Annotated in this window: 19 protein-coding genes and 1 pseudogene; 16 read left to right on the forward strand and 4 right to left on the reverse strand. The window is 54.8% G+C overall.

The genetic code is table 11. The annotated features are described in order from the left end of the window. Nucleotides 1–17: 17 nt before the first annotated feature. From AACO21_RS00920 to AACO21_RS00945, 6 genes are read left to right on the forward strand one after another with little or no spacing between them, the layout of a single operon-like run. Nucleotides 18–383, forward strand: a complete 366-nt coding sequence (locus tag AACO21_RS00920) for a response regulator (protein ID WP_346190596.1) — start codon at nt 18–20, stop codon at nt 381–383. Next, nucleotides 380–2,599, forward strand: coding sequence for an EAL domain-containing protein (locus AACO21_RS00925; protein WP_346190597.1), 2,220 nt, complete (start codon nt 380–382; stop codon nt 2,597–2,599). The genes AACO21_RS00920 and AACO21_RS00925 overlap by 4 nt, the downstream gene beginning before the upstream one ends. Then, nucleotides 2,589–3,773 carry an ABC transporter substrate-binding protein gene (locus tag AACO21_RS00930; protein WP_346190598.1) on the forward strand — a complete coding sequence of 395 codons (1,185 nt, stop codon included), beginning with the start codon at nt 2,589–2,591 and terminating at the stop codon, nt 3,771–3,773. The genes AACO21_RS00925 and AACO21_RS00930 overlap by 11 nt, the downstream gene beginning before the upstream one ends. 7 nt (nt 3,774–3,780) lie before the next feature. Next, nucleotides 3,781–7,110: a PAS domain S-box protein gene (locus tag AACO21_RS00935; protein ID WP_346190599.1), complete on the forward strand. Its 3,330-nt coding sequence runs from the start codon at nt 3,781–3,783 to the stop codon at nt 7,108–7,110. Beyond that, nucleotides 7,107–7,508: a response regulator gene (locus AACO21_RS00940; protein WP_346190600.1), complete on the forward strand. Its 402-nt coding sequence runs from the start codon at nt 7,107–7,109 to the stop codon at nt 7,506–7,508. Before AACO21_RS00935 ends, AACO21_RS00940 begins: the two co-directional genes overlap by 4 nt. Beyond that, on the forward strand, nt 7,505–8,602 hold the full coding sequence (locus AACO21_RS00945; RefSeq protein WP_346190601.1) for an HD domain-containing phosphohydrolase: 1,098 nt from the start codon (nt 7,505–7,507) through the stop codon (nt 8,600–8,602). The genes AACO21_RS00940 and AACO21_RS00945 overlap by 4 nt, the downstream gene beginning before the upstream one ends. Before the next feature lie 708 nt (nt 8,603–9,310). On the opposite strand, the pseudogene AACO21_RS00950 reads toward AACO21_RS00945, so the two are convergent. Next, nucleotides 9,311–9,433, reverse strand: a pseudogene (locus AACO21_RS00950) (winged helix-turn-helix domain-containing protein); the annotation flags it as partial. Between the two features lie 476 nt (nt 9,434–9,909). Between AACO21_RS00950 and AACO21_RS00955 the strand changes: the two are divergent. The 9 genes from AACO21_RS00955 (at nt 9,910) to AACO21_RS00995 (ending at nt 17,991) form a co-directional block, all read left to right on the forward strand. Continuing rightward, entirely contained in the window at nt 9,910–10,326 is a 417-nt protein-coding gene (locus AACO21_RS00955) for an ester cyclase (protein WP_346190602.1), read from the forward strand. Between the two features lie 821 nt (nt 10,327–11,147). After that, nucleotides 11,148–11,948: a hypothetical protein gene (locus AACO21_RS00960; protein WP_346190603.1), complete on the forward strand. Its 801-nt coding sequence runs from the start codon at nt 11,148–11,150 to the stop codon at nt 11,946–11,948. 144 nt (nt 11,949–12,092) lie between these two features. Further along, a complete protein-coding gene (locus tag AACO21_RS00965) occupies nt 12,093–12,350 on the forward strand; it encodes an AlpA family phage regulatory protein (protein WP_346190604.1) in 258 nt (85 codons plus the stop codon). A 2-nt stretch (nt 12,351–12,352) separates the two neighbouring features. Then, complete coding sequence (locus AACO21_RS00970) at nt 12,353–14,140, forward strand: DUF927 domain-containing protein (RefSeq protein ID WP_346190605.1); 1,788 nt, start codon at nt 12,353–12,355, stop codon at nt 14,138–14,140. Nucleotides 14,141–14,334: 194 nt separating this feature from the next. After that, on the forward strand, nt 14,335–15,348 hold the full coding sequence (locus tag AACO21_RS00975) for a phage/plasmid replication protein, II/X family (RefSeq protein ID WP_346190606.1): 1,014 nt from the start codon (nt 14,335–14,337) through the stop codon (nt 15,346–15,348). 75 nt (nt 15,349–15,423) lie between these two features. After that, nucleotides 15,424–15,699 carry a type II toxin-antitoxin system Phd/YefM family antitoxin gene (locus AACO21_RS00980; protein ID WP_346190607.1) on the forward strand — a complete coding sequence of 92 codons (276 nt, stop codon included), beginning with the start codon at nt 15,424–15,426 and terminating at the stop codon, nt 15,697–15,699. Beyond that, entirely contained in the window at nt 15,699–16,085 is a 387-nt protein-coding gene (locus AACO21_RS00985) for a hypothetical protein (protein WP_346190608.1), read from the forward strand. Before AACO21_RS00980 ends, AACO21_RS00985 begins: the two co-directional genes overlap by 1 nt. A gap of 293 nt (nt 16,086–16,378) precedes the next feature. After that, complete coding sequence (locus AACO21_RS00990) at nt 16,379–16,957, forward strand: TetR/AcrR family transcriptional regulator (RefSeq protein ID WP_346190609.1); 579 nt, start codon at nt 16,379–16,381, stop codon at nt 16,955–16,957. 50 nt (nt 16,958–17,007) lie between these two features. Further along, the gene (locus tag AACO21_RS00995; protein ID WP_346190610.1) at nt 17,008–17,991 is read left to right on the forward strand and encodes an MDR family oxidoreductase; all 984 of its coding nucleotides are present in this window, start codon (nt 17,008–17,010) and stop codon (nt 17,989–17,991) included. Nucleotides 17,992–18,154: 163 nt separating this feature from the next. On the opposite strand, the gene AACO21_RS01000 is transcribed toward AACO21_RS00995, so the two are convergent. From AACO21_RS01000 to AACO21_RS01010, 3 genes are read right to left on the reverse strand one after another with little or no spacing between them, the layout of a single operon-like run. Then, nucleotides 18,155–19,432 carry a Y-family DNA polymerase gene (locus AACO21_RS01000; RefSeq protein ID WP_346190611.1) on the reverse strand — a complete coding sequence of 426 codons (1,278 nt, stop codon included), beginning with the start codon at nt 19,430–19,432 and terminating at the stop codon, nt 18,155–18,157. Nucleotides 19,433–19,434: 2 nt separating this feature from the next. Then, nucleotides 19,435–19,878, reverse strand: coding sequence for a translesion error-prone DNA polymerase V autoproteolytic subunit (gene umuD, locus AACO21_RS01005; RefSeq protein WP_346190612.1), 444 nt, complete (start codon nt 19,876–19,878; stop codon nt 19,435–19,437). Next, nucleotides 19,871–20,053 carry a hypothetical protein gene (locus tag AACO21_RS01010; RefSeq protein ID WP_346190613.1) on the reverse strand — a complete coding sequence of 61 codons (183 nt, stop codon included), beginning with the start codon at nt 20,051–20,053 and terminating at the stop codon, nt 19,871–19,873. Before AACO21_RS01010 ends, umuD begins: the two co-directional genes overlap by 8 nt. Nucleotides 20,054–20,372: 319 nt before the next feature. Here AACO21_RS01010 and AACO21_RS01015 point away from each other — a divergent pair, with 319 nt between their 5' ends. Beyond that, nucleotides 20,373–21,569: a hypothetical protein gene (locus AACO21_RS01015; protein ID WP_346190614.1), complete on the forward strand. Its 1,197-nt coding sequence runs from the start codon at nt 20,373–20,375 to the stop codon at nt 21,567–21,569. The last annotated feature ends 103 nt before the right edge of the window (nt 21,570–21,672 follow it).

A 21,672-nucleotide genomic window follows, 5' to 3' on the forward strand; every position in this document is an offset into this window, starting at 1 on the left:
CCACGCGAGGAGGAATGATGAGAAAGATACTGATTGTCGATGACCAGCCCGATATCCGTCGCTTGATTCATCTCACTCTGGGCAAGCGCTATGAGATCCATGAAGCATCCAATGCGGCGGATGCCTTGCTGCTCGCGGCAGAACAGAAGCCGGACGCGGTCATTCTGGACGTAATGATGCCCGGCGACTTGAACGGCATGGACGTGTTGCAGCGCATCAGGGCTGATGCCGAGCTCAAGGGGACATTTGTCGTGATGGTGACTGCCAAAGGTCAGCAGGCTGATTTCGAAACGGCAATCGATGCCGGGGCGGACGGTTACCTTATCAAGCCTTTCAGCCCCCTTCAGTTGATGTCGCTGCTGCAGGAGCACTTCGGATCATGATGTTTCCACCTGACTCTGGCAACACGGGCGATTCAGGCGCGTTGGTTGCCGAGTTACAGGCGCAGCTCTATCGCTACGCTGAAGATTTGTATGTGTTGATGAGCGAGCACGATGAGCTACAGCAGCGATATCGTGCGCTGGATCGCTCCTACCGTTCGATCAGCGATTATCGCGATCTGCTGACGACGCTGATGTATTCGGCCAGTGAGGCGTATCTGAGCACGTCGTCGGGTCAGATTACGAGTGCGACACGTAGTGCTGCCGTGCTTTTCGGCAGCGATGAGCTGGTCGGTCAGAACTTGCGGGGGCTGATCGCGGCGGAGTCGCTGGCCGCATTCGACGAAATGCAGGGAGAGATTAGTGCAGGGGATAACGTTCGCTCAGGTGGAGGACGTCTCATTGGCCTGGTGAATGCAAGCGGCGAGGTCGTCGAGGCGCTTGTCTGGATCATCGACGACTTCAGCGTAGGTGCAGAAGCGGAGCAATTGCACTGGCTCGTACGACCCATGATTCAGGATCGAATACATATTTACGATCGCGATCAGAGTCGCCAGGAGTTGGGGGGCGAGGCAGTGTTCTATGCCGACGGCAACGGCCGACTCCTTGTCGTCAATGATTCGTTTTGCCGGATTTCCGGTTATCAACCTGAGGAATGTCTTGGCCAACCCATGCGAATACTGAAATCCGGTGTCCAGGGGGAACATTTCTACCGGATGTTCTGGGAAGCGCTCAAAGGTAATGGAAGCTGGCAGGGCGAGATCGTCAATCGGCGAAAGAGCGGGGAGTTGTATCCGGAGTGGCTCTCGGTCGCCAGCTCGCGAGACAGCAGTGGGGAGATCGTGGGCTATTTCGGCAAGTTTCACGACTTGTCGCGTTTGCATGAGTCCGAAGGACACCTGTCGAAACTGGCCTACTACGATGTGCTGACCGGCCTGCCGAACAGGCATATTTTTCAGGATCGACTGAAAATGGCCATGAGTCAGGCGCGACGCAGCAATACCCAGATGGGGCTGTTCTTCATCGATCTGGATCGATTCAAGCAGGTCAACGATACCCTGGGCCACGACGTCGGCGACGAATTGCTCAAGGTGGTGGCCCAGCGACTGGCCAGCGTGACGCGCGAGATGGATACAGTTGCCAGGTTGGGGGGGGATGAGTTCACGGTCATCTTGCCCAACCTCAGTCACGAGCGTGATGCGCATGCCATTGCTACCAAGATTCTCGAAGTTTTCCAGCCCCCGGTTCAGGTCGGAGCCCATTTGTTATTTCCGTCGCCATCGATAGGCATAGCCATGTTTCCCAGCCATGGTACCGATGAAGCGACACTGATACGCCGTGCGGACATGGCGATGTATCACGCGAAGGGGGACGGCGGAAACGCCTTTCGGGTTTTTGAGGCGGATGACGAGGGCGATACCCGGGTGTTCAGCCTGGAAAGTGCTTTTCGTCAGGCACTTGATCGCGGAGAGCTCTACCTCGTCTATCAACCCCAGTTGTCGGCTGACGGTCAAACGTTGCACGGTGTCGAAGCCTTGCTCCGCTGGCGAAGTCCGGATTTCGGCGATGTCTCCCCCAATGTGTTCATCCCCATTGCGGAATGGAGCGGTGCCATTGTCGAGATCGGGCGTTGGGTTATCCGGACTGCGTGCGCCCAGATGGCGGCGTGGCGCGAGGCGGGATGCCATGTCGAGCGCGTTGCCGTAAACATTTCTCCACGGCAATTACGCGATGCCAACTTTACGGCTCTGGTGATCGAGGAACTGGAACACAGTGGTCTGCCTGCAGAGGCATTGGAATTGGAGATCACGGAAAGCGAATTGATGCTTTATCCCGAGTCGACCCTGATGAAACTCGACGAGCTTCGCAAGCGCGGCCTTTCAATAGCAATCGACGATTTTGGAACGGGCTATTCGAACCTGGCCCGTCTGCGCACGTTGCCCGTCGACCGCATCAAGGTTGATCGTTCATTCGTGCAGGATCTCGAACATGATGGTGATGCCCAGGCGATCAGTACCTGCATCGTCACCATGGCCAAAGTCATGAAACTCGATGTCGTCGCCGAGGGCGTCGAGACGGCCGGTCAGCTACGGCATCTTGTCGATCAGGGATGCACGTCCGTACAGGGCTTCCTGTTTGCCCAGCCCATGCTGCCGGCGTCAATTGAAAACTGGATCGGTCTCTTGACTACGCAGACAGGAGAAACAAATGTTGCCTGAACGTCGGAAACTTCTCGCCCTGATGGCCTCTGCACTTGCAGCCCCACACCTTCTGGCTGCCGACGAGAAACCTCCCGTAAAAATTGCGGTCAGCGCCGAATACGGCATGCAGGGCAGTTTTGCGGCGCAGAGCATCGAAAAGGGGGTTGCGTTAGCCGTGGCGGAAATCAACCAGCGTGGTGGCGTGCTGGGCGGTCGGCGACTGGAGGTCGTGAGCCGTGACGATCGAGGCTTGCCGGCAAGGGCAATCGACAACATGCGCGAGCTGGCACGAGACCCGGATGTCGTGGCGGTGTTCTGTGGTCGGTTTTCGCCCGTGGCGCTGGAACTGGTCCCTGTCTCTTCCGAGACGCAGATGCTCCTCCTCGATCCGTGGGCAGCAGCCGATGGCATTGCCAATAACGGGCAGAAGCCAAATTTTGTCTTCCGACTGTCGTTGATCGATACGTGGGCCATTGAAGCCATGCTTGACCACGCACGAAAGCGCCGCATGACCAAGCTGACTGCGCTCCTGCCAAATACCGGTTGGGGGCGGAGCAGCCAGGCGGCCATTGAGCGATATCTCAAGAATCATCGTGATCTACGTGTCGAGGCAACCTGGTACAACTGGGGCGACACGCAGTTTGCCGACCAGATGCTGGTGGCCCGTCGCGAACGGAGTGACGGGTTTCTCCTCGTTGCGAATGAAGCGGAAGCGAAGCATATCCTGCGCGTGGTTGATGGCATGGAGCCTGCGGAACGTTTGCCGATCATCGCGCACTGGGGCATGACCGCAGGCGATTTCAATCGAGTGACCGAGGGGCGGGCGAGCCGGATGGATTTTGTGACGGTGCAGACTTTCGCTTTCTCCGCCCAGCCGAATGCACGACAGGCTGCCGTCCTGCAGTCAGCCGAGCGCCACCTGGGCGAGGATGTACGAAAAATTCCTGCGCTGGTCGGATTTGCGCATGCCTATGATCTGACACATTTACTGGCACTCGCCATGGGCAAGGCCAAAAGTTCAGACCGAAAACTGGTTCGTGCAGCCCTCGAGCAACCAGTGGCATACGACGGGTTGGTTCGATCCTATCGAAATCCATTTACAGCTACCAATCACGAGGCATTGAGTCGCGATCAGGTTTTCATCGCGCGCTACGCCGTCGATGGGTCGCTGGTACCCGTATCCGGACACTGAACTCATCATGTTGAACGCACTGCGTTCGCTACGGACGCGCTTCGAGAACGCATCGCTCCAGCGCAAGATCGCATTGACCATGGGCGTAGGTGGCTTGCTGGTAACGGCTGCCATTGCCATTGCTGCCTTCATGCTGAGCCGGCAGTTGATCGTTACCAACACTCGGTCGATTCTCGCGATGTCGGCGCAACAGCAGGAACGTGAAGTCGTGTTGCGCATGGAATCGGCAATTGCCCTGGCTCGGTCGCTGGCCAACAACACGGTGACGGCAAATGCGCTGGCGGATAACCTCGGGCGAATGACCTACCTGGCTCCCTTGCTGTCAAGCCAGAGCCTGCCGTTCCCGGGCGCAAAACTCTTGCTCACCGATTATCGCGGACGTGTGGTGGCTGCCAGCTCGTCCAATGAGGCAGAGCCTGTCGAAGGCCTCTCGGATCTTGTCGATGCGACCCTGACGTCCGGTAATCCGGGTGGTGCCTTGCTCGGTTCCAGCAGCGACAAATCGTTCAGGCTGGTTGCCGTACTCCCCGTGGTGTACCGGCTGACGGGACAGGCCGAGGGGGCCATCGTCCTGATTATCCCGGCCGGGGAGCTATTGCAAAAACACGCAGGAAAATATCAGTTCGGTTTGCTTGATGCCCACAGCAAGCTCATCACTGGCTCGCTCGGCGGCGAGAATGCGATCCGATCCATCGTGCACATCGATTTTCCGCAGCCACTGGGAGCTGTCTTTCTCTCAGTGAGCATCAGTCAGGATCGTGATGTTGCCTTGCATGAACTCGACACCTTGTTCGTGGTTTTCGTGGTCATTGGTGCCGTGCTGCTGATAGGGGTCACCGTCATCTCGCGGCGGGCTGCACGTTTTCTGACACAGCCGCTGAGCGAGTTGTCGTTTGCCGCCGAGCGGATCAGTCAGAGCGGGCGACCGGAGTCCATACCGGAAATGCGCCGTGATGACGAGCTGGGCAGTCTCGCCCGGGCATTTCACCAGATGCTGGGTCGCCTGACGGACTCCTATGATGTGCTCGAGCGCCGTGTCGAAGAACGGACTGCTGCACTGCAGGCTTCCGAGCAGAAGCTTGCAAGCATCCTCGCATCGATTCAGGACGGGATCTGGTCGCTTACCCCGGATGGCAGGCAACTCAGTTACATCAGCCCGTCCAGCACAAGCGTGACAGGCATCGACAGCGCGATCGTGCAAGGCGACCTGAGCGTTTTCTTCGCGGCGGTTCATGCCGACGATATCGAGGTCATTCAAAGCGCGTTACGCCGGTTGATCGATGATGGCGAGAACATCGATATCGAATTTCGCTTCAACAATCCACAAAAGGGACTACGGACGTTGCAGGCAAGAGCCCATCGAGTCGTTGGCGACGATGGTTCGGTCATCCGTCTCGATGGCATGCTTTCCGACGTGACCCAGCGGAGCGAAGCAGAGGAGCAGTTGCGCCGACGGGAACTCTATCTGCGGGCAATTCTTGATAATTTCCCTTTCATGGTCTGGCTCAAGGACGCGGATAGTCGTTTTCTGGCGGTTAATCAACGTTTTGCAGAAGCTGCCGGCCGCAGCACTGGCGATGAGCTGCGCGGGCTGACCGATCTCGATGCCTGGCCGGCATCGCTGGCCGAGCAGTATCGGGCTGATGATCGGGAGGTGATGGCGAGCGGTCAGGAAAAGAACCTCGAGGAGCCCGTCGAAATCGCCGGGGCCCGGCGCTGGATTGAAGCCTTCAAGAAGCCGGTGGTGACTCCGGAGGGGCAGATACTCGGAACGGTAGGTTTTGCGCGGGATATCACGGAGCGCAAGGAAATGCAGTACCAGCTCGCAAAGAGCGAGGAACGCTGGGAACTGGCGGTCGCCGGCTCAAACGATGGCATCTGGGACTGGGATATCCGTAGCGGTACCCTGTACTTGTCGGAACGCTGGAAAGAGATGCTCGGTTATCGTGATGATGAGATATCAAATCGATACGAAGAGTGGGAAGAGCGGATTCATCCGGAAGACCGTGAACGCGTTCTGGGCGAGGTTCAGCGCCATCTGGACGGCAAGACCGATCTCTATCAAGTCGAGCATCGCGTCCGCTGCAAGGACGGCTCCTATCGCTGGATCCTTGCGCGGGGCAAGGCCATCCGGGACAGCGACGGGCGTCCGAGCCGTTTCCTGGGCTCCCATTCCGACATTCATGAGCGAATACTCGCGGAGAGCGGTCTCAAATTACGCACGGCCCAGTTGAATGCGATTTTTGCGCTCAGCCCGGACGGCTTCATCGCGTTCGGGGAGAATGGCCTGATCGAATATGCCAGCACGGCTTTCTGCGTGCTGACAGGGCTGGATGGCAATGACGTTTATGGATTGAGCGAGCGGGAACTGCTTGGATTGCTGGCACTCCGCTGCCTGTCGGATTCGCGGAGCAACCTGAAGGTACTCGAGTCACTGGAGCAGGGTAACGGAAAGGTGAGCGGGGAGGGGCCCGGGGGACGCCATCTGCTGGAATTGGACAAGCCGGAGCGGCGGGTTCTGGAAATCGGGCGGCGTCAAAGCGCTGAACGGAGCGTTTCCAAGATCTTTTACTTCCGGGATGTCACGTACGAAACCGAGGTGGATCGTCTGAAGAGCGAATTCCTGTCGACGGCCGCTCATGAGCTGAGGACCCCGATGGTCAGCATTCTGGGATTTTCGGAACTGCTTCTCGAAGACTCGGGCTTTGACAAGGAAACGACTCACGAACTGATCGACACGATTCATCGCCAATCCACCCTGATGGCATCCATCATCGACGAGTTGCTCGATCTGGCTCGGATCGAGGCGCGCCGGGGCCAGGATTTCGTCTTGGAGGCACTGGATTTGTGCCAGCTTGCGCGAGAAGTGGCGAAGTCATTCCGCTTCCCGAATGACAGTCGGGGAATCACGTTGCATCTTGATGTCGTGCAGGCGAATATCGAGGGAGACCGCCGTAAGGTAACGCAGGCCATCAATAACGTGGTGACTAACGCCTTCAAGTATTCACCGGATGGTGGCGAGATCGTTCTGACGGTCAGGCGCGCCGATACGCCCACTGGTCAGGGTTACGCGGTAAGCGTTACAGATCAGGGTGTGGGCATGACGCCGGAGTCGGTGGCCAGGGTTTGCGAGCGGTTTTTCCGTGCCGACACATCCGGACGAATACTGGGTACCGGTCTGGGTATGAGCATCGTCAAGGAGATCGTTGACCTTCACGGAGGAACGGTGGGTATTTCGAGCGAGCTCAATCAGGGAACCGAGGTGGTTTTAGGTTTTCCAGCAAATCATGCGCAGTCAAACAGCATTGCCGCTCTTTCCGAAATGGTGGGTACATGAATAATCCTGGAAAGATCCTGGTAGTTGAAGATCGTCCGGAGATCCGCTTGCTCGTGGCCATGGCGGTCAAGCCATTCGGCCATACCCTGATCGAAGCGGATTCCGGCAAGGCTGGTCTGGCGGCCATTCACCTGCATCGTCCCGACCTGATCCTGCTTGATGTCATGATGCCTGGAGAAATCAACGGCTTTGGCATTTGCCGGATTGTCAAACAGGATCCGGAACTGCGCGATACGCCCGTGGTAATGATGACAGCCTTGGCCCAGGCATCCGACATCGAGGAAGGCATGGCTGCTGGCGCCGATGACTACATCGTTAAACCGTTTTCCTTGGTCGCTTTGCGTAGCATCATCGGCAGGTTGTTGGGGCGGTCTGGCGAAGAGGCGGGGCGTCCATGATTTCCATGTCTGCCATTCCGCTTGTTTCCGGACAGCGCCTGGCTTTCGATGTATTTACACACGATGAATGTCTTCTCCTGCTGCGTGGTAGCGCCATCAAATCAGCGGAAGAGGCAGCACGCGTTCAGGAGAGCGGCTATTTCAAGCAGCCACCTGGCGAGCGAATCAACGTATTTGCAGCCATGTCTGCGCTCGCTGACCGGCTTGGGCATATCTATGGCGACATCCGCGAGCGACCGGGAACCGGTGTTTTCTCAAAACGCGTCAGAAGTCTCGCTGGCGAGTTGATCCAGCTTTGCGATGCCGATCCCGATGCCAGTTTTGCCAGCATCCATCTGAATAATCTTCATTCCTACATTGCCGTCCATTCGATGATGGCCGCCGTCGTTTGCTGCCGCTTGGGTCTGGCCTCCGGCTTGAACCGGGAACAACGGGTGTCGTTGGTTAGTGCAGCGCTGACCCACGATCTGGGGTTGCTGGACATGATCGATTTGATCAATTCGAAGGACATGCTGAGCGATGTAGAAATGGGGCGGGTCAGACAGCATGTTGAGCGCGGAGTGCAATTGCTGGGCAGTCTGGGGGTGACAGACATGCTTTGGCTTTCGGTCGTGGCCGATCATCATGAGTTTCTGGATGGGAGTGGCTATGCTGGCAAGCGCGGTGAGAATCTTTCCATTGGGGCGCGAATACTGGCGCTCGCCGATGCCTACAGCGCCATGCTACGCCCGCGACCTTACCGTGATCGGTTGATGGCGCGCAGGGCACTGGAGGCACTCTATAGCGACGGACTGGATCGCTACGATGGCCATCTGATCGAGACCCTGATCTGGGATCTGGGGTTCTACCCCCCGGGTAGCGTGCTTCGCTTGGGCACGCGCGAAATGGCTGTGGTCATTCGCAACTCCCCCGGCATTCTTGACAGTCCTAATGTCGCTTGTTTTACCGACGCGTTGGGGCGCCCTTTGTTGACGCCCGTCATGCGCGATACGAACGATCCGGAATTCTGCATCATTGAAGTACTGGATCCAGCGCTGGCGACACGCATGGGGCGCCAGATAGAGAAGTGCTGGAACGGAAGGGGGCCGCACTGAATGGCAAATCTTACGGACGCACGTGCGTCTCAAGGAGCATTGGCCATCCGTTGATGCGGAGTCGCGCAGGTAGGACCAAATTCTTTATTATTCCCATACTAGAATTCAAAAAGGCTATTGCTTGGAGTACAAGGGCCGTAAAACCGGGAATTGCGCAAGACAGTGCGCAATGACAACGCTTTGGAGAACTGGGTGACGCGCGAGTTGGAAATCCGCATGAAAGCACCGGCGCCCCATCGATTTTCATGCCTCAGAGCCAGAGTGAGAGACTGAAACCCGGGTTTTGGCGAAAGCCAACTACCGGCGACCCTCTCGGAAAATCAGGACCTTTCGTAATGCTTTGAGCCCGCCTATTGCGCGCTCGTTTTGGGTAGCTGCCCTATGTGCCAAAATTTTCTAGAGAACCTGGCTTTTGTCGACCAATAAGCGCTCCCTTACCCATAGGTATGCTCGGGTTGGTTTGGCCAACGCACAGGAAGGCAGGCGTCCAAAGTCATTTTTTTTTGTTACTGGCGTATAGCTACCTAACTCAGCCAACGGCCCCAATGACCGCAAAGGCGGAATAGCGGGAATAGGTGGGAGTGAAGGCTATTGCTGTCGCGAGTCAATCGGGCTGATAGGCTAATGGGCTCTCAAGTTGAGTGATCATTCCTCTCAAGTTGAGTGATCAACGACAGTAGCGGCTACCCGTGTGCTGGCACCGGGCTGTGCATCCAGACATCCTTCGGCCATCAACTGCTCATAGGCTTCCGTCACGGTTCCACGTGAGACGCCCAAGGACTCGGCCAAAGCCCTGGTGGATGGCAGCCGCTCGCCAGCAGCCAGCTCTCCGATGCCCCGGAAGACTTTATCGCGGCACAACTCAAAGCCATTGTGGGAATCGAGATTCCCATCGGTTCAATCGAGGGAAAATGGAAGGTAAGTCAGAATAGGTTGCCAGCCGACCGCCAGGGCGTCATTGACGGATTAAGGGCAGAGCAGGCTTGTCCGTCGATGTTGGCCGTAATGGAGGGACGATTCCTTTAATCGACAAGCGCACGAAGAAGCTACGGGCTGTTCAGTTACTACTTGGTCACTCCAAGCTGGGGGCATCGTTCGCTTCCTCGGTCTCAAGGTAGGCAATGCGTTGGAAATTCCGGAGCAGACTGAAAGCTAGCCGGGCATTGCGGCTGCGAGAGCGAATCACCCCGTGCGGCCGCTTTCGTGCATCATCTTGTGCTCTTGTTGTCAGACAGAAGCGGACCTCTCAATCATTGTAGGGCCTAGGGCAAAATGGATGCCCATCATGAAATTTTCGGGCACTCACCATGGGTTATTCTGCGCTCAAGACTGTTGTTCAAAGATTCTATGCCGATGTGTGGAACAAGCACGACATAACGGCAATTCCCTCGCTGCTTCAGTCGGACTTCACGTTCAGAGGCTCGCTCGGTCAAAGCAAAACTGGACATTGCGAGTTTGCTGATTACGTAGATTTTGTACATCAGGCACTTGGTGCTTACCGATGCGATATTCTTGACTTGGTTGAGGAAGACAATCAGTGTTTTGCCCGAATGCGGTTTTCAGGAATACACCGTGGGGACTTTTTTGGCTTCAAACCAACAGGGAAAAAGGTCGAGTGGGCTGGCGCAGCGCTCTTTTCGTTTAGGGATGGACTGGTCGCTGACCTGTGGGTTCTCGGCGATGTGTATGGATTGTTACAACTGCTAGAACTCAATCGCGAGTAATTCCGCGAAATTCCGCATTGGGTCGATAGTACATATGCGCAAAGTAGGAAAGCTGTTCCCAACACATCAGGGCTGAAGGACGGCTAACCGGCGGATTGCTGACCGATAACACTTATATGGCCAATGACCGATTTGGCCGATCAGCCGCCAGATGCCCATGCAATAGGCGGTAGTTGGGATAAAGTATCAGTCATCGAAAGATAGTGGCAACTTGCAAACAAGGCGTCAGCACGGATCACCCGGGGGTACTATTGGGGGTATCTCTTTTTTCATAACTCACAAGAGCATTGTGGCCCAATTGTTTGCATGGTTTGTTTCGGAGCCCCCGGCCCACCAGATTCAGCGCCCGAACCATGCCAGTGGTTCGGGCGTTTTCATATCAAATGTCGCCGCATGGATTCGACCGGAAAACCTGCCCCCTGCTTGCGTTGCCAGCACTATTTCGTGACGCATGAAGTAAGTCATCCGCATGGCTGCCGGGCGCTTGGGTTCAAGGGCCCGCAGATGCCGTTCCGCATCGTTTTGCAGGCATCGGGGACGGATTGCCAGTATTTCACCGGAAAACCAGTCCCCTCGCGCTGATCAGTCGCGTTCTGCGGTCAGCAGACGCTCGCAATAACGGGCGATTAGACCCATTTGAATCCAAAGGTTTGTTTTCATTAGAGTATTTCATAAGACGGTCAAAAATACCGTCATCGCCACCGCCAAGATGACTGGCTTTTACAAGACGCTCTTAGAATTTTAGGGTTAGGATTTTCTTTGCGTCGGATTCGATTTTACGCCATCTTTGGCGCATCTCCCGTAACTTCTCGGAGAACAAAATGAGTCATTCCGAACACGCTGAAACCCTTCAGGCTTCACCACACCAACTATCGAGCGTTACACAGCCCACTACTTGCCAAGTAGTTGCCTCTGCAGTTTTTCCTACAGGACTGACCAGTAGCCACTACCCTCGTTCGGATAAGTGGACAAACCGTCGATGGGCATGGGAATTCTTAAGCCGAAACTCAAGCTTTCGTGATTTTTGTGACCAAGTTCAGGCACAGCAACTCTCCATAAAGGAGATCAAGGAGGTTTCGCTTACCGAATTCGGCTTGTTGAAATTTAAAGACTATCGTGAACCCTATTCCTGCTGCCGGCCCAAGTTTTCTAGTGCTCAAGTTAGTTTTTGGGTTGATACCAGTAACGGTAGATTTTCAGATCGAAAGAAGAAAAAGGTCTTTTTGGCCCCCGGCGAGATCATTCTCAGAGTAAGCCTCCGCGATGCAACACAGACAAAAAGTCGCAAAGCATTGCTCAGGTACATAGATTCAGTGCTTGAGCGACAAGCCTCTGTGTGGGCAAAAAATAACGGCGTTCAGCCTACTCAGCGGACTCAAAGAGGTGATTTATTGTCGCTTCTCCGCTTACTGGACTTAGTTGCCTACGACGAAAAGCAGGAGAAAATGAGCAAACGGAGTCGGGCTGAGTTATATGCAATTGCCTACCCAAAGATTGCTCGAATCCCGCCGGGGCAAAAACTTAACTCAGTACAGTTTGGCAGGGCATTCGATGAACAATGGAAGCTCGCCAAGCAGCATCTTGAACCCTGGCGATACCTAAGCCTAGCCGCCACAGAGTAGCCGTTATTTTGCCATTCCGCATCCTGCTGAGAAGAGAACAATCTCAGCAGGACCTGCCGAGTAGACTCCTTTCTGCGCCGGAGGTAGCTGCTTCACTATTTTTCTACGATCTCGGAACGCTGAAACAACAGCGAGTTAATTGAGATGAAAGGAAAAATGATGGCAATGCGGGTAGTTACACCGTCCTTGTTTCCAAGGACATCTAAAATTCTTCGTTTGAAGCAGGTGCTTCCACGTGTAGGCATCTCACGTGCTCAGCTTTACGCTCTGAAGAAAGATGGACGTTTCCCCCAGAACTTCAGCCTTTCCGGTCCTGGTGGCCGTGCCGTTGGCTGGCTCGAGTCCGACATTGACGATTGGGTCGCCAGTCGCGCCCAGCAAATCAAAGCGGAGGTGCAATAATTATGCTTACAGCCGACGACCTCCGCACTGGCAAACGCTCCTGTCTGCTCAAGGATGCTGACAGCAGTACTGCCGACCGCGATCAACCTCAATCCAAGCCGCCACGTCAGTGCTCGCTTGGAACCATCAAGCTCAAAAAAGACTTCCTGGAACTTGAGGAGGAACATGGCAACCTGACCAAGGTCTGTCTCCCTATCAAAGCGGATGCCTATATTCGCGGAGACACCGAACCGAAGGTGTTGGTTTTGCTCAAATTCAAGGATGACCGGGGCGCATGGCACGAGCTTCAAGTTCCAAAAGCTGAATGCAAAGACAGCAAGAGCCTTATCGCAAGGCTTCTGAATTGTGGCTGGGAGTATTTCTCCCCCAAGAAAACCGTGCTGCTCGTCCTCGATGAGTTGCTGACCTGGTGCAGCCCCCAGAAAAATCTCATGCGCGTAGAAAAGCCCGGCTGGCACCGCAATGGTGAGAGTGGAAAAAAGGTTTTCATCTATGGAAACCAAATTCTGGCCCCCAAGGGAGAAAAGCCTGCGGTGTATTTCTACGGAACCGCACCGTTCAAAAAGCAGGGAACGCTGGAGGAGTGGAAGCAGTTTGTCGCCAAGTTCTTTGCTGGCAATTCACGTCAGCTATTACTGCTCTCCGCTGCCTTTGCTGGACCACTGCTGGGTTTAGTGAAGCAGCCTAACATCGGTATTCTTTTGCACGGAGCTTCGCGCTCCGGAAAAACGGCCACCCTTGCCGCCATTTGTTCGGTCTACGGTGATGAGGAAATCATGGGAAGTTGGAAGGCTACGGCCAATGCTCTCCTGCAATCTGCAGTTGATCGCAACGACTTGGTTTTTCCACTTGATGAATTGTCGCAAGCCAAAGCTAGTGATGCCGGTGAGGCTGCCTATGACCTGATGAACGGCTCGTCGAAATCACGGTTGAATTCAGACAGCAAAGTCCAGCCGGTACATAAGTTCCGGTTAGTAACAATTTCGACAGGGGAACAGAGCTTCGCTGCTTTCCTCGCCAAGTATGGATTAACAGCTTCCGCTGGTCAGTTGGCTCGAATGCTCTCGATCCCGTTTTCATCACATGGCGTCTTCGAGAATACTCATGGCTATAAAAACCATGCTGCATTGGCTGGAGCTATGGCGATGAATGCTCAGAAGTATTACGGCACCGCTGGGCCTGCGTTTATTCAGCATCTCGTGGATCATCAGGACGAAATCGAACAGTCCGCGGCTGCGCGCGTCGAGAAAATTCAGGACACCCTGATGAGTGGCTGTGCCGACCTACCGGAAATTGGGCTTCAGCTTGATGTTGCTCGGCGTTTGGCGACTATTGCATACGCAGGGGAGCTTGCGATTGAAATCGGGATCTTGCCTTTCGATACTGGTGTTGCAATCCGCGCTGCTCGTACCTGCTTCAAGGCATGGAACCGTCAATACGAGGCTGAGGCGGTCGCGCGTGATCCCGTGTTCGCATCAGTGAAAGGTTACATCGCCGACCATCAGGCGTCGTTCATCCCGCTTGTCGAACACCGTTCAGCTAAGGGCCTGCCATGCGGTTTCACCCACACCGTGGATGGCGTGACGGCATTCCTGCTGAGCCAAGAAGCTTTCCAGCAGCAAGTTTGCCTTCAGCATGGCAAGTCAGCCGTGATCGCCGCACTTAAAAGTCGCAATCTATTGATGCTTGGAGCCCGTGGCACCCCGACGAGGCAGATCGCCATGCCAAGCTCGAAGAGCGGCAAGCAAAGTTTCTACGTCATCAACCCCCTCATTCTGAGTACGGTGTGATGAGCGGCTTGGCACTGCATCGGCTGCAACTGATGCAGTGCCGACCACTAATTCCCAATACACCAAGCCAGATAAGCGGCCAGTACAAATCACGGTAATACGCAGCGTACTCAACAAATTGAACAAGACTATCAATGTTCAATAACCGATAGCCAGATCGGTTTTGAGTACGAATGCAGTCAAGGAATACAACAATGATTGATACCACTGACGGCATCATCCAGATGCGCTCAAAACTGCTGCAAGCAGTGACTGCTGCCAAGGCCAGCGACCCGAAAGCCAAGGGCAGTGAATTCTGGAGAAGGGTTCAGACTCCTTGCGGTAGCTTCAAAGCCACCTTCGTTGTAGCAGCAAATACGATGAGGACAGGCCCTGTATCGCCAATGTCCCTGCTCAAGGGGCACAACTTGGTCGGGACCAATAACGCTACAGCCTTGATGGTCGGCCTAATGCCTTTCGTTCACCAGCGATTCGGTGTGCCCTTCACCAAGGCTGATCGAGAGTTCTACATGCAGCAGGGGTTTGAGCTTGAGCGCCTCGATATAAATGGCGCATTCCCCCTTTCCTCCCAGGCTGAGGTGGTGGAAACCCTGCAACACATTCGTGAGCGCCTGTTGATCGACGGATTTGCAGTTACCGTTCATGAGGAGTTGACCGGCATCGAAACCATCTACGTTGGCAAACAGCAGGATGGAGCCGCCGACAAGTTTTACAACAAGCATCTGGAGATGATTCGCAAGCCCATCAAAGGTAAGCCTTCCTACTGGCGTAAGTTGCTACAGTTCGCCCAAAATTTGTTGCGCTACGAGCGTGTTTATCGTGGTGCGGAGTTGCGGAAGATGGGTAAGGCCAACAGCAATGACTGGTCGTTATCGGTGGTTCGCCAGGAGTTGTCTGATCGCCTTCAGCAGCTTGGCCTCTCGCATTTGAACCTTGTGGCTGAGCTTCCACCATCGGTATTGGCAACACTTAGCCACCAGAATAAGGCGATCTACAGTGCGTGGGCATCAGGCACGATCATTCAGGATCACTGGCCGAGGCTGACGTTTAACCGTTATCGCAAAGTTTTTCTGCCTCACGGATTGGACATTGCTTGGCCGCACTCTCGGGTGAACACCGCTGTGACCCTGGCTAACCGTATTCAGCCGACCAAGTTGAAGACAGGCTACCCGAAGCAATTTGCATCCCTGGGTGCAATTTATCCCTGAGTTCATCTGCAACATCTGCAACGCCATCGCTGTCTGCTACACTAAACGTTAACGTTTTTGTTAAAGGATGTTGCTATGAGCTTCACTGCCCAAGATGTCGTACCGATCAGCGAGGCTCGCGCCCGCCTGACCGAGTTGGCTGATGATGTGGTTTCCGGGGCTGAAAAGCTGCTGACCAAGAACGGGGCGGCTTACGTCGCCTTGGTCGATGCGAAGAAGCTTGACTACTACCATGCCCTGGAAGAGGAACATGCCAGCCTAGTCCTGCTAACGGAAGCTGAGGCAGGGCTGCGTGAGGTATTGGCCGGTCATCGCGTATCGAACGCTGACCTCATCAAAGCCTTGTCTTAATGGCGTTACCACTTAACGCCAAGGTCGAAGCCGCACCGAATTTCCTCGCCAACCTGGATGCCGCACACCAGTTCTTCCACGTCCAAGATGCAGCATCTGCAGATGGTCGCTTAGCCAAGCTGAAGGAAGACCTCAGGGATATGATCGCCATCCTGGCCTGGTCACCAGCCAGCGGTCGGCCAGCACGGTTTCTATCTGCAAAATCTGCACAAGCTGCGCTGAAAGCCAACGCTGTTCAGCAACTGGCTGAGCAAGCTGGACTGCCTTCACTGCGCGAGTACGTCGTCGGCCAGCAGTTCATTGTTTTGTACGCCCATTCCGACGCTGACGTTGTGCTGCTGACTTTGAAGCACCAGCGGCAGTTGATGTACTCGGCAGAGTCTTGATCGGTCAGCATTCGGCCACAACCAGCCGCCCATCTTTTCTGCACAGCGGACATTCATCCGTCGTCTCCGCTCCAAAACCTGCCTGATGACTTGCTTAAACGCTCGGAATGCCTCGTCAAACCGGGAACCGAGTTCGGTTTCTGCGGCAAATTGAGCTAACGGCTCCAGCGCCAAAAACTGGCCTACTTAAAAGTTACTTGATTTAATGAGACGGTCGGTCTAATATAAAAAACATGGAAACTCAGCTTTCAACTCCCCGTAGGCGTGGCCGACCACCTAAACCCAGAGAGTATTTGGTTGAAACACGTGATTTGCTGCTGCGCGCCGGCTTGGAAGTTCTGACCGAGAAAGGTTTCTCGGCCACAGGCATTGACGAAATCTTGCACCGTGTCAGCGTTCCGAAAGGGTCTTTCTATCATTACTTTGAAAGCAAAGAGGCCTTCGGTACAGCGTTAATTGCGCAATACGCTCATTTTTTTGCTCGCAAGATTGACCATTATCTCAGCGACAAAAGCATCTCTCCACTCGCGCGTTTACGGGCTTTCGTAGCCGGAGCCCAGGCCGGCATGGCTAGTCACGATTTTCGGCGCGGCTGCCTCATCGGAAATCTGGGTCAGGAAATGGGCTCCCTCCCAGAAAGCTTCCGCAGGCAGTTGCAAGCGGTTTTCGACGATTGGCAGTCAAGATTTGCGCGTTGCCTGATGGCAGCTCAAGAAGCAGGCGAGCTTTCACGGCAAGCCGATTGTGAACAACTCGCTGCTTTTTTCTGGATTGGCTGGGAGGGTGCGGTGCTGAGGGCGAAGTTGGAACAAAGCGCAGAGCCGCTTGAAGTTTTTGCACGAGGTTTTTTTGCTGGGTTACCCCCCGGCTAATTTTTTTGCCTTTTACTAGACGTTCGGTCTAAATTACCAAGGAGACTCACATGTTCAAAGGGATTTTGATTGAGAAGGACGAATCCGGCTACCGCGCTGGACTCCGGGACATTGACGAATCACAACTGCCGGAAGGCGATGTGACCGTTCGCGTCAGCCATTCGACACTGAATTACAAGGATGGCCTGGCAATCACCGGTAAAGGCCCCGTTGTCCGTAAATTCCCTATGGTTCCCGGCATTGACTTGGTTGGTACCGTTGAAGACTCTTCGCATCCAGGATACAAACCCGGTGATGCGGTGCTGCTCAATGGCTGGGGCGTCGGCGAAGGCCATTGGGGAGGCCTGGCGCAAAAAGCCCGGTTAAATGGGAATTGGCTGGTCCCCCTGCCTGCCAGTTTTACGCCGCAGCAAGCCATGTCTATCGGTACCGCTGGCTATACGGCTATGCTGTGCGTTTTGGCACTTGAACGGCACGGTCTCATGCCGTCAGCAGGTGAAATTCTGGTTACCGGTGCGGCAGGTGGCGTCGGCAGTGTCGCCACGGCCGTGCTGACCAAACTTGGCTACACGGTGGTTGCTGTGAGCGGTCGGCCAGAGGAAGCAGACTATCTGAAAGGCTTGGGCGCCAAAGAAGTGCTCGACCGCGCGCAATTCTCGTCACCTGGCAAGCCCTTGGGTAAAGAGCGCTGGGCCGGTGCGGTCGATGTCGTGGGTAGCCATACCTTGGCCAATGTTTGCGCCACAACCAAATACCGTGGTGTTGTTACCGCTTGCGGCCTAGCGGGCGGTATGGATTTTCCGTCGTCGGTCGCCCCTTTCATTCTGCGCGGCGTGACGCTGGCGGGTATCGACAGCGTCATGTGCCCAACGCCTGACCGCCTTGAGGCATGGCGACGTTTGGGTTCTGACCTAGACATCGAGAAGCTGGGCGTTATCAGCCGCGAAATCGGTCTTAGCGAGGTTATGCCATTTGCCACCAAATTGCTGAATGGTGAAGTTAAAGGGCGTGTTGTTGTTGATGTAAATCGCTAACACTTGTGCAGCTACAGAAAGCCTCGCAGGAACTATGCGGGGCTTTCTGAAAGCTATTGTCGCGCGCTATTAGCATTGCCGGGTGACGGCTACGCATCGTTACCTGACATCACAGATTTCGCGCACCGAACGTCGGCTGTGGGTCGATTGCCGTCCCTCAACTCTACCCCGCAATCACCATCGGCAATCCTTGCCATTCTGTCGTGTAGCTCGGCGATAGCCGCTGCCGCTTCATTTGCCAAGGCTTCTCCATCCCCTCTGCCGCCGACCGCAAGGTGCCTCGACCCCACCGCTGGTTGATAACGTCGAGCGTCGCCATCAGCCGCTGACCACGATCATCCTCAATGTCAGCAAATAGCGATGCTTGCGCCATCGCCTTCGGTCGCAGTTCGCTCAGCATCACGCCGGCCTTCTGATAGGCGAAGCCGGGGCGATAAATTCGCTTCAAACCTTTCAACGCCCACATCACCAACACTCGCGTATCGGCAGTGGCCTCGGGCAGGGGGATGGTCATTGATCGCTGATATTGCGGCTCCTTGGGGTTGAACGGGTTGGTGCGAATAAACACCATCAAGGCACCGGCCAATGAGGCTTGTTTTCGCAGCTTCTCGGCAGCCCTTGCCACATAAGAAGCGAGGACTTCCTCAAGTTGATCGCGGTCATAAACGTATTGGCCGAAGGATCGGCTGCACATGATCTGCTGCTTATCCGGGGCAACCTCTTCCAGGTCCAGGCAGGACACACCGCGTAATTCCCGAACCGTTCTCTCCAGCACCACCGAAAACTTAGAGCGAATCAAGTCAGGGTCTGCTTCCCGAAGCTGCAAGACGGTCGTGATGCCCATATTGGCAAGACGAGCCTCGATCTTGCTGCCAACACCCCAGACCTCGCCAACGTCGATACCGGCAAACAGTTGGCTGAGTTGAGATTGGGTCATGGTCGTTAAATCACACACGCCACCGGAACCAGCCAGGTTTTTCTTCGCGCAATGGTTCGCCAGCTTCGCCAAGGTCTTGCTCGGGGCAATGCCGACACACACCGCCAGGCCCAGCCACTGCTGAATACGCTGCCGGATTTCCTGACCGTACTCGACCAAATCACGATTGAAGCCGCTCAGGTCGAGAAAGCTTTCGTCGATGCTGTACACCTCTAGGTTCGGGGTGAACTGACCCAGCACTTCTACCACACGGTTGCTCATGTCAGCGTACAGGGCGTAATTCGAGGAGAAAGCCACGATGCCGTACTGCTTGGCTTCCTTCTGGATTTTGAACCAAGGAACTCCCATCGGAATGCCCAAGGCTTTGACTTCGGCACTTCGCGCAACGACGCAGCCATCGTTGTTCGACAGCACCACCACCGGCTTTGAGGCCAGCTTGGGGTCGAACAGCTTTTCACAACTGGCATAGAAGTTGTTGCAATCGACCAAGGCGAATACCGGCATCGCTACCCCAGGCGCTTGAACTTGCCGATCACCACACCCCAGATGACCAATTCCATGTCACCGCGAATGTCGATGGTCGGATAGGCCGGGTTTTCAGCGACCAAAGCCACACGGCCATCACGGTGATAAAGGCGCTTCACCAGACGTTCGCCATCGACAAATGCAATAACGATGTGACCATGGCTGGCCTTGATGCTGCGATCCACAACCAGAATATCGCCGTCGAAGATCTCCGCACCTTGCATCGAGTCGCCCTGCACCGGGAAGAAGAAGGTGCTGACCGTGTTGCGAACCAGGTACTCGTTGATGTCGAGCCGCTTGTCTTCGTAGTCGGCAGCCGGGCTGGGAAATCCTGCCGAGACCTTGGCCGCACCGAGTGGGATGAATAGACGTGGCGGGTCGAGGGCAGGCAACCAATCGAAGCTTGAATTGGCAGCCTCAAGCATGGGCTTCAACCGCCTCGGCAGACACCGGCACTTCAGGTCCAGCGTGAGTATCATCCATCAATAGGACGTGCTCGCACTCGGGACAAACCAAGCACACGCGATCACCGAGCGTTGCTGTTTCCAGATCGGTGGCGTTCAGCGGGGAGTGACAGAATGGGCAAACGATACGAATCATGGCAGCCTCCTTTAATACTGTATTTTTATACAGCAAACAGAGGCAATCAATACTGTATGCCAAAGTGATGAGTCCTCCCCGCCTGAAACTTATGGTTAGCGTCGTGCAGACGGGGAGGGGGGCTGAGTCGTTTCGTGTCGTTGTGCTGCTCGACACGTTCCAAAAGCTCCTTGCCCGCCTTGAAATGGGGCACGTATTTGCCAGGAACAGCCACGAATTTCTACTCGAATTACGTCGGCAAAAAACTGTAAAGCAAACATAGCCGCTGATGAGCGGCTCACGGCCTTTGCTTTTTAACCTCCCTTGAATGGAGACCTCGATGAGAAATCTCGTCATTAACTTCTATCCCGATTCAAAGAATATTTCACGCAAGAAAATGCGCCTATTGCCGGGATACACTGGCAGTTGCTGCCATGAACTGGGCGGAAAAACTATGCTCACCCCAATCAATCCGCCCTCCTACATCAGCGGCAGCGACTTTTCCGTATCCGTTGTTTACGGTGTCTCGGGCCAATGGAAAGGCTATCAAGTTGAAATCTACCCTGGTGACTGCTCTGTTAGTTGTGAGTTGCTGACTCACAACAATCCGATGGCTGCGGCTCAATTGGCGTTGAGCTTATTGCAGGAGTGGCTGATTTTTTGGGATACTCCCTTGGATCTGGTCAAACTGTTCAGCGTGGCGTGCAGCAAAATCCGACGCGCGACAGCCGCCCTTTTTGTGCCGTTCGACAGTATTGAAGAAGTCAGGACCGCTGTCACCACCCTTGCTGACCGGGCTGAATTGCTGCACAACCAGAAAATTTCATGGGCTACTGACTATCGGGACAGGCTGCAGTTTCACGGTAGTCGCCGCAATGGGTATTGGGAACTGTCACTACAGGATCACAGCATTCGATTTTTTGCACTCAATGATCCTGCCCACTGGATGTCCCGAGTAGCCTATAGCCACGATATTGTGGTTATCCCGGCTGAGTACTTGGCGCTGTGCCAACGGTATCTTTTTATCGAAGTGACCGTCAAAAAGCGTTGGTTGACTCGCAATGCAAAAGTCAGCCCTGCAGATTGGGGTTGGGATGAAGTTTTGATCAATGACGAAATTTTATCCATGGTCGAGCATGATTTTGGGCTGCGCCAAAATTTTCCGATAATGATGCCGACCGATGCAGCCGTCAAAGGCTTGGGTACTCGGGGCAAAAATTTAATGGCTTGGTACTTTGATGGAAGCGATCCTCGCCACCACAAGATGTTCGTTGGTCAGAAAAAACCACATGATGTGTTTGCTGAAAATTGCGATGAGATCAAATCGATCACCGGCATCGATTTAACGGTGCCGTTTACCAATGTTCAGCAGCTTGCGGCACATCAAAAACTTGAGCGGTTTTTAACCCCATCGACCGACTTTGATTTGCCGCCTGATTTTGAGCAATATGTTTTCGCATCTCCGGAAATGACGGTTGGGACAAAATCGCCCGAAGTGCTTTTTGCTGAGCATCAACTTGATCAGTTTGAGGGTTAGGCATCTTCACACTGAGAAGCCTGTCAGAACGAGGCGGGAATGCCTCATTTCCAACATCGGCAATTGCCAGCGCAATACGAACCTCTTGTCCGCCAGAGCGGCG

Origin of the sequence: Dechloromonas sp. ZS-1, assembly GCF_039649255.1 — a bacterium.
GTDB lineage: Bacteria > Pseudomonadota > Gammaproteobacteria > Burkholderiales > Rhodocyclaceae > Azonexus.

What these genes read in the sequence shown, in the direction of transcription:
- AACO21_RS00925 (WP_346190597.1), top strand. Translation starts at nt 380, where the DNA reads ATGATGTTTCCACCTGACTCTGGCAACACGGGCGATTCAGGCGCGTTG.
- AACO21_RS00985 (WP_346190608.1), top strand. Translation starts at nt 15,699, where the DNA reads ATGGCGTTACCACTTAACGCCAAGGTCGAAGCCGCACCGAATTTCCTC.
- AACO21_RS01000 (WP_346190611.1), bottom strand. Translation starts at nt 19,432, where the DNA reads ATGCCGGTATTCGCCTTGGTCGATTGCAACAACTTCTATGCCAGTTGT.
- AACO21_RS00935 (WP_346190599.1), top strand. Translation starts at nt 3,781, where the DNA reads ATGTTGAACGCACTGCGTTCGCTACGGACGCGCTTCGAGAACGCATCG.
- AACO21_RS00940 (WP_346190600.1), top strand. Translation starts at nt 7,107, where the DNA reads ATGAATAATCCTGGAAAGATCCTGGTAGTTGAAGATCGTCCGGAGATC.
- AACO21_RS00975 (WP_346190606.1), top strand. Translation starts at nt 14,335, where the DNA reads ATGATTGATACCACTGACGGCATCATCCAGATGCGCTCAAAACTGCTG.
- AACO21_RS00945 (WP_346190601.1), top strand. Translation starts at nt 7,505, where the DNA reads ATGATTTCCATGTCTGCCATTCCGCTTGTTTCCGGACAGCGCCTGGCT.
- AACO21_RS00965 (WP_346190604.1), top strand. Translation starts at nt 12,093, where the DNA reads ATGAAAGGAAAAATGATGGCAATGCGGGTAGTTACACCGTCCTTGTTT.
- AACO21_RS00995 (WP_346190610.1), top strand. Translation starts at nt 17,008, where the DNA reads ATGTTCAAAGGGATTTTGATTGAGAAGGACGAATCCGGCTACCGCGCT.
- AACO21_RS00955 (WP_346190602.1), top strand. Translation starts at nt 9,910, where the DNA reads ATGGGTTATTCTGCGCTCAAGACTGTTGTTCAAAGATTCTATGCCGAT.
- AACO21_RS01010 (WP_346190613.1), bottom strand. Translation starts at nt 20,053, where the DNA reads ATGATTCGTATCGTTTGCCCATTCTGTCACTCCCCGCTGAACGCCACC.
- AACO21_RS00980 (WP_346190607.1), top strand. Translation starts at nt 15,424, where the DNA reads ATGAGCTTCACTGCCCAAGATGTCGTACCGATCAGCGAGGCTCGCGCC.
- AACO21_RS00960 (WP_346190603.1), top strand. Translation starts at nt 11,148, where the DNA reads ATGAGTCATTCCGAACACGCTGAAACCCTTCAGGCTTCACCACACCAA.
- AACO21_RS01015 (WP_346190614.1), top strand. Translation starts at nt 20,373, where the DNA reads ATGAGAAATCTCGTCATTAACTTCTATCCCGATTCAAAGAATATTTCA.
- umuD (WP_346190612.1), bottom strand. Translation starts at nt 19,878, where the DNA reads ATGCTTGAGGCTGCCAATTCAAGCTTCGATTGGTTGCCTGCCCTCGAC.
- AACO21_RS00930 (WP_346190598.1), top strand. Translation starts at nt 2,589, where the DNA reads ATGTTGCCTGAACGTCGGAAACTTCTCGCCCTGATGGCCTCTGCACTT.
- AACO21_RS00920 (WP_346190596.1), top strand. Translation starts at nt 18, where the DNA reads ATGAGAAAGATACTGATTGTCGATGACCAGCCCGATATCCGTCGCTTG.
- AACO21_RS00970 (WP_346190605.1), top strand. Translation starts at nt 12,353, where the DNA reads ATGCTTACAGCCGACGACCTCCGCACTGGCAAACGCTCCTGTCTGCTC.